This is a genomic window from Allomuricauda sp. CAU 1633, assembly GCF_017313225.1.
Classification (GTDB): domain Bacteria; phylum Bacteroidota; class Bacteroidia; order Flavobacteriales; family Flavobacteriaceae; genus Flagellimonas.
The window spans coordinates 117,585-131,619 of the sequence record NZ_JAFLNE010000001.1 but is presented as its reverse complement, the minus strand read 5'-3'; the positions used below and the strand labels follow the sequence as shown (position 1 = coordinate 131,619).

At 43.0% G+C, this 14,035-nt stretch carries 11 protein-coding genes; 4 read left to right on the top strand and 7 right to left on the bottom strand.

Annotation, left to right across the window (positions count from 1 at the left end; genetic code table 11):
• Positions 1 to 2: 2 nt before the first annotated feature.
• From J0X14_RS00555 to J0X14_RS00535, 5 genes are all read right to left on the bottom strand, one after another.
• Positions 3 to 4,352: a CusA/CzcA family heavy metal efflux RND transporter gene (locus tag J0X14_RS00555; protein WP_207095819.1), complete on the bottom strand. Its 4,350-nt coding sequence runs from the start codon at positions 4,350 to 4,352 to the stop codon at positions 3 to 5.
• Between the two features lie 79 nt (positions 4,353 to 4,431).
• Entirely contained in the window at positions 4,432 to 4,839 is a 408-nt protein-coding gene (locus tag J0X14_RS00550) for a hypothetical protein (RefSeq protein ID WP_207095818.1), read from the bottom strand.
• A gap of 81 nt (positions 4,840 to 4,920) precedes the next feature.
• Entirely contained in the window at positions 4,921 to 8,019 is a 3,099-nt protein-coding gene (locus tag J0X14_RS00545; RefSeq protein WP_242527876.1) for a VPS10 domain-containing protein, read from the bottom strand.
• Between the two features lie 114 nt (positions 8,020 to 8,133).
• Complete coding sequence (locus tag J0X14_RS00540) at positions 8,134 to 8,604, bottom strand: hypothetical protein (RefSeq protein ID WP_207095817.1); 471 nt, start codon at positions 8,602 to 8,604, stop codon at positions 8,134 to 8,136.
• Between the two features lie 3 nt (positions 8,605 to 8,607).
• Complete coding sequence (locus J0X14_RS00535) at positions 8,608 to 9,366, bottom strand: SDR family NAD(P)-dependent oxidoreductase (protein WP_207095816.1); 759 nt, start codon at positions 9,364 to 9,366, stop codon at positions 8,608 to 8,610.
• Between the two features lie 94 nt (positions 9,367 to 9,460).
• Here J0X14_RS00535 and J0X14_RS00530 point away from each other — a divergent pair, with 94 nt between their 5' ends.
• The 4 genes from J0X14_RS00530 to J0X14_RS00515 are packed head-to-tail and all read left to right on the top strand — an operon-like array spanning position 9,461 to position 12,765.
• A complete protein-coding gene (locus J0X14_RS00530; protein ID WP_207095815.1) occupies positions 9,461 to 11,500 on the top strand; it encodes a S9 family peptidase in 2,040 nt (679 codons plus the stop codon).
• Positions 11,493 to 11,924 (top strand): hypothetical protein, encoded by a 432-nt coding sequence (locus tag J0X14_RS00525; protein WP_207095814.1) that lies wholly within the window; start codon positions 11,493 to 11,495, stop codon positions 11,922 to 11,924. The genes J0X14_RS00530 and J0X14_RS00525 overlap by 8 nt, the downstream gene beginning before the upstream one ends.
• A 25-nt stretch (positions 11,925 to 11,949) precedes the next feature.
• Complete coding sequence (locus tag J0X14_RS00520; RefSeq protein WP_207095813.1) at positions 11,950 to 12,357, top strand: DUF2141 domain-containing protein; 408 nt, start codon at positions 11,950 to 11,952, stop codon at positions 12,355 to 12,357.
• Between the two features lie 15 nt (positions 12,358 to 12,372).
• The gene (locus J0X14_RS00515) at positions 12,373 to 12,765 is read left to right on the top strand and encodes a DUF423 domain-containing protein (protein WP_207095812.1); all 393 of its coding nucleotides are present in this window, start codon (positions 12,373 to 12,375) and stop codon (positions 12,763 to 12,765) included.
• A 3-nt stretch (positions 12,766 to 12,768) separates the two neighbouring features.
• Here the strand turns inward: J0X14_RS00515 and J0X14_RS00510 are convergent, their stop codons facing one another.
• Both J0X14_RS00510 and J0X14_RS00505 read right to left on the bottom strand, forming a co-directional pair.
• Positions 12,769 to 13,293, bottom strand: coding sequence for a nuclear transport factor 2 family protein (locus J0X14_RS00510; protein WP_207095811.1), 525 nt, complete (start codon positions 13,291 to 13,293; stop codon positions 12,769 to 12,771).
• A gap of 4 nt (positions 13,294 to 13,297) precedes the next feature.
• Positions 13,298 to 14,011 carry a hypothetical protein gene (locus J0X14_RS00505; protein ID WP_207095810.1) on the bottom strand — a complete coding sequence of 238 codons (714 nt, stop codon included), beginning with the start codon at positions 14,009 to 14,011 and terminating at the stop codon, positions 13,298 to 13,300.
• Positions 14,012 to 14,035 lie beyond the last annotated feature (24 nt).

Genomic DNA, 14,035 nt, shown 5'->3' with positions numbered 1-14,035 from the left:
TTTTATAATGTTATTGTCAAGTAATTAATGGCGATTACGGTTTGATTGTATTGGTTGAGCACATCCAAATAATTGAGTTGGATGTCGTAGGCGTTTTCCAAACTTTGGATGTATTGAAAAAAGTCGATTTCCCCATTTTGAAAGTTTCCAGAGGCCGCTTTCAAAATTTGATCGGAAAGTAGACCCCCTTCGTCCTCGTAGTAAGAGAGTTCTTTGGCCTGCTGCTCCAGTTGTCCCAATAATGTTTTATACCGTTGGTTCATGGCAACGGTGATTTCCGTGTTCTCCATCTCCGTAATCTTGGTCTGTATTTTGGACGACTTCACTTTACTGCTATGACCAAAGAAGAAAACTGGAATACGAACACCCAATCGAATGCCATACAACGATGTTCCCAGACCACTGTTGGTCCCTTGAAAATATTCTAAGTTAAGGTCCGGGAGCAATTTGTTTTCTTCCAAACTCTTTTGGGCATTGCTCAACTCTTGCCTATTGTCCAAAAAAGAGGTTTCCGTATTCAACATTCCCTGGGCATTCAGTACCGTTAGCTTTTCGGGTTTTTCATGAATGAGGGCCAACGAGTCTTCACTTTGCACTAAACTCACGATTTGGCCGTAAGTGATCAAAATCTGTTGTTTTAGTTTGGAGTAGGTGTTTACAATCTGGCGTTGCTTGGCCGTTGCGGTCACCTTTTCCAGATAATTGGTCTCCCCAAGTTCAAAACGTCTGTTGGCGGCATGGGCGAATTTGCTGTAAATACTATCGAGTGTACCATAAAGCTTTGCTTTTTGGTTCAAGGTCTGGTATTGATAGTATGCATTGCTCAACGCTTGGTACAGTTGCTTCTTTTGAATCTCAAATGATGATTTTTGAAACTCATAATTTGATTTTTGAAGCCTGTTCTTGGCACCATACACGGTGGGAAATTCAAACTGTTGGTGAGCACCAAAAACCTTTAGGGGCTCTCCGTTGAATGCCAGGTTGTTTTCATCATATTGGTAGTAAACGTCGGTTTTGTCGAATTCAAAAGCGATGCCCTTAAGGGTTTCCGCTTGATCTACCAGTAACGAACCTGCTTGGATGCCCTTATTGTTTTCCAAAGAAAGGGCCATTAAATCTTCAAGGTTCAATTTGGTTTGAGAGAATCCCGAAGCACTCATCAAAAGCAAGAGTATGGTCAATGCATTCTTTTTTCTCATTCTTCGTTCTTTTCTTCTTTTTCGCATGCCACGGAATTTTATGTTGTGGGTATAGGCATATAAAACAGGCAATACCACCAAAGTAAGTAGGGTTGCTGTTACCAATCCACCTATTACAACGGTGGCAAGAGGTCGTTGTACTTCGGCACCTGCATTGGTGGACACGGCCATTGGCAAGAAACCTAAAGCGGCTGCGGAAGCCGTTAACAATACGGCACGGAGCCTGTCTTTGGTTCCCTGTTTGATCAGGTCCTCCATGGAATCAAAATCTTTTCCCTTGAGCTCCTTAAAATGCTCAATAAGTACGATTCCATTAAGTACTGCAATGCCAAAAAGGGCGATAAACCCAACACCCGCCGAGATACTAAAAGGCATATCCCTTACCCACAATAGAAGAACACCTCCAACTGCAGAAAGTGGAATAGCGGAAAAAATGAGCAAAGCTTCTTTGACCGAGCCAAATGCGAAGTAGAGCATGATAAAGATGAGCAGCAGGGCAATGGGTACGGCAATTAGCAATCTGGCTTTGGCATTTTGAAGATTTTCAAACTGGCCACCATAGGTAATTATATACCCAGGAGGCAAGTTGATATTTTCATCAACCAATAGTTGTATGTCATCCACTACCGATTGAAGATCTCGGTTTCTTACATTGATACCCACTACGATACGCCTTTGAGTGTCGTCGCGGGAGATTTTAGCGGCACCTTTTTGATACGTAATCTCTGCAAGTTCGCTCATTGGGATTTTTCCACCGTTGGGAATATCTACATAGAGGTTTCTAAGGTTGGAAATATCCTTACGGTTCTCGGAATCCAATCGGACCGCAAGATCAAATTGTCTTTCACCTTCGAATACACTTCCCACAACCTTACCTGCAAAGCCCATGGAAATCATTTCATTGAGGTCCGCAATGTTGAGTCCATGACGTGCAATTTTGGCGCGATCAAAAGAAACATTCATTTGAGGAAGCCCTTCTACCTTTTCCACAACGATATCGGATGCCCCTTCCACATTTTGAATAAGCTCCTTAATTTCGTTGGCCTTTCGATTCAATATTTCCAAATTCTCCCCAAAAATCTTGATGGCAATATCGGCTCGGACCCCGGTAATCAATTCATTGAAACGCATTTCAATGGGTTGGGTAAATTCCACCTCCATCCCTGGAATCACTGCTAGAGCTTCCTTGAACTTATCCGCCAGTTGGTCTTTGGTTTCAGCCGAGACCCATTCGTCTTTGGATTTAAGCGAGATAATAACGTCACTTTCTTCCATAGACATGGGGTCCGTAGGTACTTCCGCAGCACCAATACGACTCACTACCTGTTTCACCTCCGGGAATTGGTCCAACAATATTTGTTCAATTTTGGTGGTGGTTTCCACGGTTTTGGCGAGAGAAGTACCCGTTTTTAGAATCGGTTGAATCACAAAATCCCCCTCGTCCAAAGTCGGTATAAACTCACCTCCCATTGAGGAGAACAATAAAATAGCCCCGACCAATAAACCGGCAGCAATGGAGAGCACCAGTTTTTTACTTTTCATGGCCCAATCAATGACCGGTTCATATTGTTTGTTGATCCAGTTGACCAATCGAGTAGAAATGCTTTTTGCTGACTCTTTGGAGGGTTTTAAAAACAAGGCAGACGCTACGGGGACATAAGTGAAACAGAGCAAAATGGCTCCCAGTAGTGCGAAACTGAAGGTCAATGCCATAGGTTTGAACATTTTACCTTCAACCCCGCTCAAAGATAGAATTGGGATAAAAACAATCAAGATGATCAACTGTCCGAAAACAGCGGAGTTCATCATTTTTGTAGCACCCTTTAAGGTGATATCATCTTTGATGGACTGCACATCACTTTTCCCCAAATTGGCAATTTCAGACTTCTTTTGGGTGATTTGGAACGCAATGTATTCCACTATGATTACCGCTCCATCGATAATGATACCAAAATCAATGGCACCCAAACTCAACAGGTTCGCATCCACGCCAAAAATATTCATTAGGGTGAGGGCAAACAATAAACATAATGGAATAACGGATGCAACCACAAGACCCGAACGCCAATTGCCCAGAAGCAATACAACCACAAAGACTACGATCAAACAACCTAAAATCAAATTTTCGGTTACGGTAAAAGTGGTACGTCCTATAAGTTCACTTCGGTCCAAAAAGGGATTAATGTACACCCCCTCAGGCAGTGATTTTGAGATGGCAGCAACTCGTTCCTTGACCGCATCGATAACGCGTTTGGAGTCGGCATCTTTTAGCATCATAATTTGACCGAGTACTTTTTCGCCTTCCCCGTTGCCTGTGATGGCTCCAAACCTTGGAGCACTACCGAAACCAACTTTGGCTACATCCTTTATATATATAGGGATACCATTTCTTGTGGTGACGACGATGCTTTCGATGTCCTTAAGGCTGCCAACCAAACCTTCACCGCGAATAAAGTAAGCTTGGCTTGCCTTTTCGATATAGCCACCGCCAGTTACACTGTTGTTTTTTTCCAAAGCAGTGAAAACTTCTTTGGCGGTAATGTTGAATGCATTTAGTTTTTGGGTCTGGATGGCCACCTCATATTGTTTTAGGCGACCTCCCCAGGTGTTGACCTCTACTACACCGGGAATTCCGGAGAGTTGTCGTTTCACAATCCAATCCTGGATGGTTCGGAGTTCCGTGGCGTCGTACTGGTCTTTGTACTCAGGTTCCACATCCAAAACGTATTGATAGATTTCACCTAACCCCGTGGTTATGGGTCCCATTTCCGGGCTTCCGAAGCCTTCTGGTATTCGGCTGGAAGCCGATTTTATTTTTTCGGCAATAAGTTGTCGGGGCAAATAGGTACCCATATCATCTTCAAAGACAATGGTGACCACCGATAGTCCAAACTTGGACACCGAACGGATTTCCTTTACACCTGGAAGATTTGCCATCTCCAATTCCACAGGATAGGTGACAAACTTTTCCATGTCCTGGGTGGACAGGCTGTTCGATGTGGTCAATACCTGTACTTGGTTGTTGGTGATATCGGGGACAGCACCGATGGGTATTTGTGATAGGGAATATAACCCAACCAAGGCTATAGCCGCTGTGAAGAGAAGAACAATGAACTTGTTCCGTATACTAAAATTGATAACTTTTGAAAACATGATTCATAGAGAATAATAGCATTATTAATAAGAATAAGGCTTGGTAAAGAAGGATTCAGCAAAGCTGAAAGACTATGAACTATGCTTGTTTGGGCGGCTGGAACAGACCATCTTCCCATATTTGGGAATAGGACATGTCATAATGGAAATTACCCGATTTTGAAGCGGGTATTTCGGTACGAGTTTCCAAAATAGGTTTAGGACTTACCATAAAAACAACAAGATGGGAACAATGGGATTGGTGCTGAAAGGGCAAACCTTCGTGTTCCTCTTGTTCTTCCTGATGTTTCTGACTATGCTCCGTTTTTTCTTCTCCGTAATGCTTGGATACAAAAGACAGAAAATTATCACTGTACGTTTCTTGGTGAAATTGATAGTGTTCCACAAGTGCACCCAACTCTACCAAATCTTTGAAATGGATGTTGATGCTCTGCAAAAAGATGAGCATGGATAGCGATATGGAAAACAATCGTAGCATTGGAGGCATAAAATTACAAATTATGCCATGTACATGAATGGAAGTTAACTAATTTAGAATCAGTCTGATTCTTTAAAAACCATCAAGGCCCTAATGGGCCTCAATGATTGAAATTCCGTTGTCTTTTAAAATTTGATTAATTTTTGGAAGCTCTTTTTCCAAAGTGTTGTTTAGTTTGGTCATGTGGCCAGCTAATTCGGCGGTAAGCTCATCATAGACCTCATAAGCCGCATCCGTGGGTTTTGCATCGCCGTTTTCAATGCTTCGTTGCAAAGCGTTGAACCTATTGTTCAGTTTTATGGGGAAGTTCAAGGGGTCTTGTCCCGATTGGTTTTTGGTTTGATAGAAGTCTTCCTCGATTTCGGTCAATGTTTCCATAAATCCATCGGCTACCTTTGTAAATTTTCTGCTGGACACACCTTTGCCTAAACTATCCATTTGTTTACGGATACTTCTTATTTTGATGACGGCTTCGTTGGTCATGGTAGCTTTCTCGGTGATTTTGGAAGCCAGTTCAAACTGCTTTTGAAGGTCTTCTGCAGTGATTCCCTTCAAGTTCGGGTCCATTTCAATTTTAAACGGATAACTCTTGATGACTTCGGGACCCACTTTCATTTGCACGGTATAGGTACCAAGTGGGGCTTTTGGACCAATTTCGGCCGAAGCCCCCCATATGATGATACCATCAAAAGTGGTTGGACCAGGATATCTTAAGTTCCAAGTAAACGTATTGATGCCCTTGGCGGTAGTAGGTTTGGTACTGGCACCTCCACCCCACCACGAGGCTTCACCCTTTTCTTCATATTTAGGCTTGTTGCCGCCAAAGGACTCAATCAAATTATTGTTGGCATCAAAAATTGAAAACGTAACCGTGTCCACTTGTTCCTCCAAATAGTATTGGAAGTTGGCGTTATAAATACCTCTTATGGCATCCGTAGGCTTAAAAAGAACGTTTTTTTGATTTTTTAAATCTTCTGAGTATTCACGTAATGGCTGAATGTCGTCCAAAATCCAGAACCCTCTGCCGTGTGAGCCCAAAACCACATCATTGTCCTTGATGACCAAATCCCGAATGGGTGTATCGGGCAAGTTCAATTGAAGGGATTGCCAGTTGTTTCCATCGTTGATGGAAAAATAGACCCCATGTTCAGTGGCCAGAAACAACAATCCTTCCCGCTCATGATCTTCGCGAATGGCACGGGCAAAATGCCCCGGGGCTATTCCATTGATGATTTTGGTCCATGTTTTTCCGTAATCGTGGGTTTTAAAAACATAAGGCTCGCGGTCGTCCACCTGATATCGGTTGGTGGCCACGTACAAAGTGCCCGGGTTGTGAACCGATTCCTCAATAATGCTCACCCTTGAATATTTTGGGAGGTCCGTTGGGGTTATATCCGTCCAGTTTTTTCCGCCATCACGGGTGATATGGATTTTGCCATCATCCGATCCTGCCCAAATGGTATTGATATCGTGGTTGGATGGAGCCAAAGCAAATACCGTGGCGTAGATTTCAGGACCATTCATGTCGTTGGTGATGACACCTCCTGTTTTTCCTAAAGTTTCGGGGTCGGCATAGGTAAGGTCCGGACTGATTTTCTCCCACGTCTGTCCATCATTGGTGGTTTTCCAAACGTGTTGCGAACAGGTGTACATTACACTGGGGTCCTTTGGAGCGAACATGATAGGAAAGGTCCATTGCCAACGTTCTGGTAGGGCACTGGCGGGCTCCCCAGAAAAGAATCTCGGGTACACTTGAATATCCCTGATTTGTCCATTGCTCCGGTCATATCGTGTAAGCAAGGCCCCTTGGCTTCCTGCATAGAAGATGTCTGGATTGGTGGGGCTTTGGGTAATCCATCCACTTTCACCACCGCCAACAGCATAATACCAACCGTGGTTGGGGCCTCTGGCCTGCATAAAATCCCAACCTTCGCTGGGCATGGCCAAAGTGGAATTATCTTGCTGTGCACCCACCACATGATAGGGAACATCGCTTGTGGCCATTACATGATAAAACTGCGAGGTAGGATAGTCTTCCTCGGTCCAGGTTTTTCCTCCATTGATGCTCACTGTTCCACCCCCATCGTTGGAGCTGACCATTCTGTCTGGGTTGTTTGGGTCAATCCACAAATCGTGGTTGTCGCCATGGGGCACTTCAATTTCAATATCAAAGGTTTTGCCGCCATCGGTTGATTTATAGAAATCCACATTCAGTCCATAAACGATATCCTTATCCTTTGGGTCGGCATAAATACGGGAATAGTAAAAGGCCCGTTGTCTCAGTTTACGCTCGTTGTTGGTGAGTTCCCATGTTTTTCCAGCATCATCTGAACGGAAAACGCCGCCTTCATTGGCTTCCACTACGGCCCAAACCCTGTTGGAATCCACCGGGGATACGGTTACGCCTATTTTTCCGATAGGCCCTTTTGGCATCCCGGGATTTTGGGTAAGGTCGGTCCAAGTTTCACCGCCATCAGTGGATTTCCATAATTTGCATTCCGGTCCGCCACCCCACATTTTCCATGCTTTTCGGTATACCTGCCACGTGCTGGCATACAACACATTGGGATTATTTCGGTCAATGATTAAATCGGCGGCACCTGCTTTAGGACTGACGTACAATACTTTTTTCCATGTTTTTCCACCATCAGTACTTTTGAAAACCCCGCGTTCCGGGTTGTCTCCATACGGATGCCCAAGGGCGGCCACGTATACGATATTTTCATTGGTTGGGTCCACACGAACCCTTGAAATGGCCTGAGTTTCTTCAAGTCCTAAATGAGTCCAGGTTTTTCCACCATCGGTGGTTTTGTAAACTCCATCGCCTTGGGTGATACTTCCCCGTAATTGGGTCTCACCCATGCCAATGTAGACCACATCGGGATTGGTTTCGGCTACGGCCACGGCACCTACTGAGGAACTTGTGATCTGACCATCGGTCACGCACTTCCATGTGTTTCCGCCATCAATAGTTTTCCAAAGTCCACCTCCTGTGGCCCCAAAATAATATTCGTTGGGTCTGGAAGGGCTTCCGGCACAACCTAAAGATCGCCCCCCTCGATTGGGCCCGATGTTTCGCCATTCAAAACCACTGTAAAAGCTGGTATCGACAGCTACGGTATTTTGGGCATTTTGTATTTGGAGAAATAAGATTGAGAGAACACAGGTGAATAATACCTGAATCCTCATTGAGGTTGGTTGAAATTTCATCATGTAAAATTGAGTCGTTAGTCGAACCCCAATTTACTGAATCTTTTTGAATCGATTCAACGTTGAACAATAGTTAAAGCTGATTAGTATCTATTATAGTTCTTCTAAGATAAGATTAAAATCATGCTGAAGGTCTTCATGCAGCGCAGGTATTTTCTTTTCAATAAAATCCAGCTGCCGGTGGTATAGATTTTTGAGCGTGGTATTTCGTTGTATGGATGGGTGGAACGACTTCAATTTTTCACAGAAGTAGAGTAACAGTTCCACTTCGGTGACCTTATTACCCGAATAACGAATATATTTTTTTATGGTGCGAAGGATTTTCCGAACACTCTTTTTAATGTAGAAATAGCTATTGATGTTGATTTCCGCGAACATTTCATCCATCTCTTCTTTTACGGTTTCAATGTAGCCTTCCTCGCTATCCGATTCAAAAAGCAAATACGTGAGGAGTTCCTTGTTTTCTTTTTTGAATCGCGCCAAGCGTAGACAGAGCTGCATCACTTCTTCCTGCGACTTGAATTGGAGTTCTTTTTTTAACTGTGCAACCGTGGCTACTTTCATAGATTAACTTCTTAAATATGAGGCACCGTTCACATCGATTATGGTCCCAGAAGAGTAGACCGCTCCATCCGATGCTAAAAATAAAATAGCGTGTGCCACCTCTTCGGGTTGGGCCATCCGTTTAAAAGGAGATTCACGAAGCAGGTTTTCACGTTCTTCAGGGGTGAGGGTCTTTGCTGCCATTTCAGTTTCTGTGAATCCGGGTGCCACAACCCCAACATAAATGTTGTGCGGCGCCAGTTTTTTGGCTAAAGACTGACTCATGGAATTCAAGGCAGCTTTGCTGGCCCCATAAGCCGGTTTTGTGGGTTCTCCTCGGAAAGCACCTCTCGAGGAAACATTCACAATATGTCCTCCACCGGTTTTCATCATTGCTTGGGCTGCCCAATAACAAAGATTGGCCGCAGCAAAAAGATTGGTTTCAAACGTCTTTTCCCAAGCATGGGTCCAATGCTCAAAATCCACTGAATCAATTTCATGAAAAATGGAAATGCCTGCATTGTTCACCAGCACGTCCAAATGTCCGTACGCTTTCACAAAGTCATTGATCAAGGCTTGGGTCTCTTCTTTTTGGGAAATGTCCCTTTTAAAAAGTTGATGTCCTTCCCCGGGCAATTCTTTTAAAGTGAGTTTGGCCGCTTCATCATTGCTTCTGTAATTAAGGCCTACTTTGGCCCCTTTTTTAGCAAAAGCTAGGGCGGTTGCCTTTCCAATGCCGCGCGAGGCCCCAGTAATCAAAACGGTTTTGTTGGTAAAGTCCATAATTCTAAAATTGATTTTCAAAGATAATAGGAAAGTATCGTCTTGAATCCTAAATGGAATTGCATTACTTTTAAAAACTTCAAAAACTAACACAATGCGTAAACTATTTCTTTTCCTTTTTCTCGGAGCAGCAGTCCAACTTTCTTCAGCACAGAAAAAGGACTTTTCCTATCTTGATATTTTTGACCTTCAATATGTTTCAGACCCTCAAATTTCTCCCGGTGGTGACTGGATAGTTTACCAAAGAATGGGTTTTGATATTATGAAGGATGGTTCCGCAGGCAACCTTTGGTTGATTAACGTTGATGGTAGTCAAAACCAAAAGCTCACTTCAAGAGAAGTTAATGAAAGTAACCCTCGATGGTCTCCAAACGGTGATCGGATTGCATTTACGAGTAGCACGGACGAAGGTTCTGAAATTTATATGTACTGGGTGGCCACGGGCAAGGTGGCGAAACTGACGCAACTTCCGTTCAGTCCCAGTTCGTTGACTTGGTCACCGGACGGAAAGCAACTGGCATTTTCCATGAATGTGCCACAAGCTCCACCCGTAATTGCCAAAATTCCAGCTAAGCCCAAAGGCGCAAAATGGGAAGAAGCCCCTAGAATTACGGACCGTTTATACCACGAAGCAGATGGCAGGGGGTATATCGCTCCGGGTTTCAATCACATTTTTGTGGTTCCTGCCAATGGAGGGGCACCTCGCCAAATTACATCGGGTGACTGGCATCACCGAGGGACCCTGTCTTGGGCCAAGGATGGGTCAAAGATTTATTTTTCTGCCAATAGGGTGGAGGATTGGGAATATCGCTTCCGAAATAGCGAAATCTATTCGGTGGAATTGGAAACAGGAAATATTGAGGCCTTGACGGATCGCAATGGTCCCAATCAGGAACCACAGGTTTCACCAAATGGAAAACATATTGCTTATGTAAGTTTTGAAGATAAAGTACAGGCATTTCAAACCCGAAAGTTGCACATCATGAATAGTGATGGAAGTAACCAACGTGTTATTTCAGGCAATTTGGACCGTTCCGTTTCCGATATCCAATGGAATGCCAAAGGCGATGGAATTTATGTCTATTATGATGATAAAGGGAATGGGAAAGTAGGATTGGTTTCCCTTGATGGTAAAATCACTAAGCTTGTGGATAATGTGGGAGGCACCACTTTGGGCAGACCGTATTCTGGAGGTTCATACAGTGTTTCAAGCGATGGTACCATTGCCTATACTCAAACGCGACCTGAATATCCGGCGGATTTAGCCATCCTAAAATCAAAAGCTAAAAATCCAAACAGAATCACCAGTTTGAACAATGCACTGCTCAATTACCGGGATTTGGGCAAAGTGGAAGAGATTTGGTACAAATCTTCTGTGGACGGACGTGACATTCAAGGATGGGTTGTTTATCCTCCAAATTATGATGCGAATAAAAAGTATCCCTTTATGGTGGAGAACCATGGTGGCCCCATTGCCAATTATGGAGATCGGTTTTCCATTGAAATGCAGCTTTATGCATCGGCTGGATATATTGTCTTTTACCCCAATCCGAGAGGAAGTACCAGTTATGGTGAGGAGTTTGCCAACTTACTGTACAATAATTACCCTGGAGAGGATTACAATGATGTAATGGATGGAGTCGATTTCTGCATACAAAAAGGCATTGCCCATGAAGACCAGCTTTTTGTTACCGGAGGTAGTGCTGGCGGGATTATGTCCGCTTGGATCATTGGCAAGAACAACCGTTTTGAAGCTGCGGTTGTTGCCAAACCCGTCATGAACTGGATCAGCAAGACCCTAACGGCGGATAATTATTTTTACTACTTCGATCATAGATATCCTGGCCAACCTTGGGAAAATTTTGAGGGCTATTGGAAATTTTCACCCATTTCCCTCGTTGGTAATGTACAGACCCCTACCATGGTGATGGTGGGCATGAATGACTTGCGTACACCTCCCAGTGAGGCCAAACAGTTGTATCATGCCTTAAAGCTTCGGAAAATTGAGACCGTTTTGGTTGAAATTCCCGGAGCAGGCCATGGAATCGCCAACAAACCCAGCAATTTAATGACCAAAGTGGCCCATACCATTGCTTGGTTCGATAAGTTTAGAACAGATAAAGAAAATGAATAAGAAAAAAAGACATTGGTTGTGGAACATTCTCATAGTTCTAACACTGATTGTCTGCTTGCTTGCTTTTGTGGCCCACTACAAAAACTGGCACAAAATTGAAGAGGGGGAATTCCAAGTTTTCTCTGGGATTTATCGGCAGAACATTCCCATTGCAGATATGGACAGCATCCTATTTGTGGAGAAACTGCCGGAAATGGAGCGATCTTCCGGATTTTCATGGATGGCCAAGGAGAAAGGGGTGTTCAAAGATTCCATTCACCATACCAAAGTCTATGTTTTTGTGGACGATTTGAGACAGGAAAAGATCAAATTGGTCCACCACGATACGTTGCAGCTATATTTTAATATGCAGGATAGTCTGGAGACCCAAGAAATATATACTATTTTGCAAGCCAGAATGGACAGCCTCAAAACGTCTAATTGAAATCTTTACCAAATAGTAGCAGGCTATGAAAATGATTTTTCTTGGGATTTTGTGGCTCCCCTTATCCCTTTTTTCACAAAACACCATTTCGGTACACGTTAAAAATGTGGACTCTTCCAAAGGTCATATTAAAGTGGCTTTGTATGATTCGGATGAGACCTTTTTGTCTTTTGACCGGGTTTTGAAAGCAGGAAGCGCCCCGGCACATAACGGAATTGTTATCCTACAAATAACCGATGTACCTATTGGAGAATATGCTTTGGCGGTGTTTCATGATGAGAACGGAAACGGTGAACTGGACACCAATTGGTTGGGCATTCCAAAGGAAAAAGTAGCATTTTCCAAAGCCAAAATGAAGATGTTTGGCCCACCCAAATACAAAGAATGTGCTTTTCAGGTGACCTCGGATTATGAGATCAACATTGACCTTTGACATAAACATATAACTATGGAAACTATTTTTTTGACCCAATTTATGGGTGCCGTATATGGTCTATTGGCTGTAATTTTTGGCGCTTTTGGTGCGCATGCTCTTAAAAAGAAATTGTCCCCTGAATTGCTCCATAGTTTTGAAACAGGGGTCAAATATCAAATGTACCATGCTATTGTCTTGTTGGTGTTGGGCTTCAACCTTGGTTTTGATCAACCCTTGGATTCGGCCATGGTCCATTGCTTTATTTTTGGAACGCTTTTGTTCTCTTTCAGCATTTATGCACTCTGTTTAAGTGCAGCTAAAGGAGAAAAGCATCGCTTTTTAGGCCCTATTACTCCAATTGGCGGACTGCTTTTGGTCGTGGGATGGGCTTTACTGCTCTACAAGTTTATTTCGGCCTTAGTATAGGGTTTACTCCGCAACAACAGGATTAATTTCTGGATAGAACCATGGTGTATGCTGATTGGTCACTGCGGTCCATTTCCAAATACCTCCATTCTTCTGAGCGGTCAAGGTCATAAATCCAATTTCCTTATAGGTTGTGTCAGTGGGAATTTCCTTTTTGTACCAGAACATTTTCCATGAATAATAGGCCAAGGCAGACTGACTACTTAATACCCTTATTTTGGGTTTTCCAACTTCATAGTAATAATCCATGGAATCATTATGCATCATCATATTATGGAATTTTTGAAGTTCGTGCTTTCCCTCAAAATAATAACCTTGCGAGTTGATCCAAGTAGCGTCCTCTGTAAATCGGGCCATGGCTAAACCCATATCTTTTTGAACCATGGCTTTTTCCCGATCCAAAATCATTTGGACCAATTGAATGGAGTCTTTCGAGCTCGTGTTTTCACCCTGAATTTTCTTTTGTGGATTCTGACATGAAAATAGCAAAAGGAATACCATAATGAAGGGCACAAAAAGACTTTTCATCTTCCTAAAGTCTTAAGTACATATTTCCGTTTATAGTGTTCAACCGAAGACGATGGGTGGCAGCATCAAACCTTCCTTCTACTTTTTGACCCACGTGTCTGTCAGTTACCTCCAGTTTTAGATTTTCATCAGCATAAATGTTGCCATGAATGGTCTCAGCTACCAATCGTGAATTTTTCATGACCAAGTCAATCTCACCATTTATGGTCTTTAAATCCATGTCGCCATTGTACTTTTTGATTTCTATATTGCCATTGATAAGGTTAGCCGTAAAATCACCTTCTATAATTTCTGCGGCAAGGTCTCCGTTAATGCTGCTCACCTTAAAAGTGGCGTTCTTTGGCACATAAAGCACATAATTAAACCGATAGGTATCTTTAGTGTGGTAATATCTTTTTTCTCCTTCTGGCCGATTTTTATTCCATTCGTCATAAAATGCTTCAAAGAGTTCCTCTGGGTCTGGGGTAATGGTAATGGAACTACTGCTTTCAGCAATATCCAATTTATAGAGGTCCAAATATTTTCCATCTTCAGTGACAATATCGGCCTTAAAATAAACTGTTGGCTTGTCCCAGGTCTTTACTTCAATATCGGAAGCGAATCTGACATCCAATTCAATAAACTGATTGGTATATTTAATGTTCTTTTCGATTATTTTCTGGGCATTCAGTGATAGGCCCATAAGCCCAATGGCTAGAAGGAGTGCAAAATTTTTCATGATTGTTCGTTTTTATGTTGATGA

Excerpts from the sequence above, each read along its gene's own strand:
- J0X14_RS00555 (WP_207095819.1), bottom strand. The coding sequence starts at position 4,352 with ATGTTTTCAAAAGTTATCAATTTTAGTATACGGAACAAGTTCATTGTT.
- J0X14_RS00550 (WP_207095818.1), bottom strand. The coding sequence starts at position 4,839 with ATGCCTCCAATGCTACGATTGTTTTCCATATCGCTATCCATGCTCATC.
- J0X14_RS00545 (WP_242527876.1), bottom strand. The coding sequence starts at position 8,019 with ATGAGGATTCAGGTATTATTCACCTGTGTTCTCTCAATCTTATTTCTC.
- J0X14_RS00540 (WP_207095817.1), bottom strand. The coding sequence starts at position 8,604 with ATGAAAGTAGCCACGGTTGCACAGTTAAAAAAAGAACTCCAATTCAAG.
- J0X14_RS00535 (WP_207095816.1), bottom strand. The coding sequence starts at position 9,366 with ATGGACTTTACCAACAAAACCGTTTTGATTACTGGGGCCTCGCGCGGC.
- J0X14_RS00530 (WP_207095815.1), top strand. The coding sequence starts at position 9,461 with ATGCGTAAACTATTTCTTTTCCTTTTTCTCGGAGCAGCAGTCCAACTT.
- J0X14_RS00525 (WP_207095814.1), top strand. The coding sequence starts at position 11,493 with ATGAATAAGAAAAAAAGACATTGGTTGTGGAACATTCTCATAGTTCTA.
- J0X14_RS00520 (WP_207095813.1), top strand. The coding sequence starts at position 11,950 with ATGAAAATGATTTTTCTTGGGATTTTGTGGCTCCCCTTATCCCTTTTT.
- J0X14_RS00515 (WP_207095812.1), top strand. The coding sequence starts at position 12,373 with ATGGAAACTATTTTTTTGACCCAATTTATGGGTGCCGTATATGGTCTA.
- J0X14_RS00510 (WP_207095811.1), bottom strand. The coding sequence starts at position 13,293 with ATGAAAAGTCTTTTTGTGCCCTTCATTATGGTATTCCTTTTGCTATTT.
- J0X14_RS00505 (WP_207095810.1), bottom strand. The coding sequence starts at position 14,011 with ATGAAAAATTTTGCACTCCTTCTAGCCATTGGGCTTATGGGCCTATCA.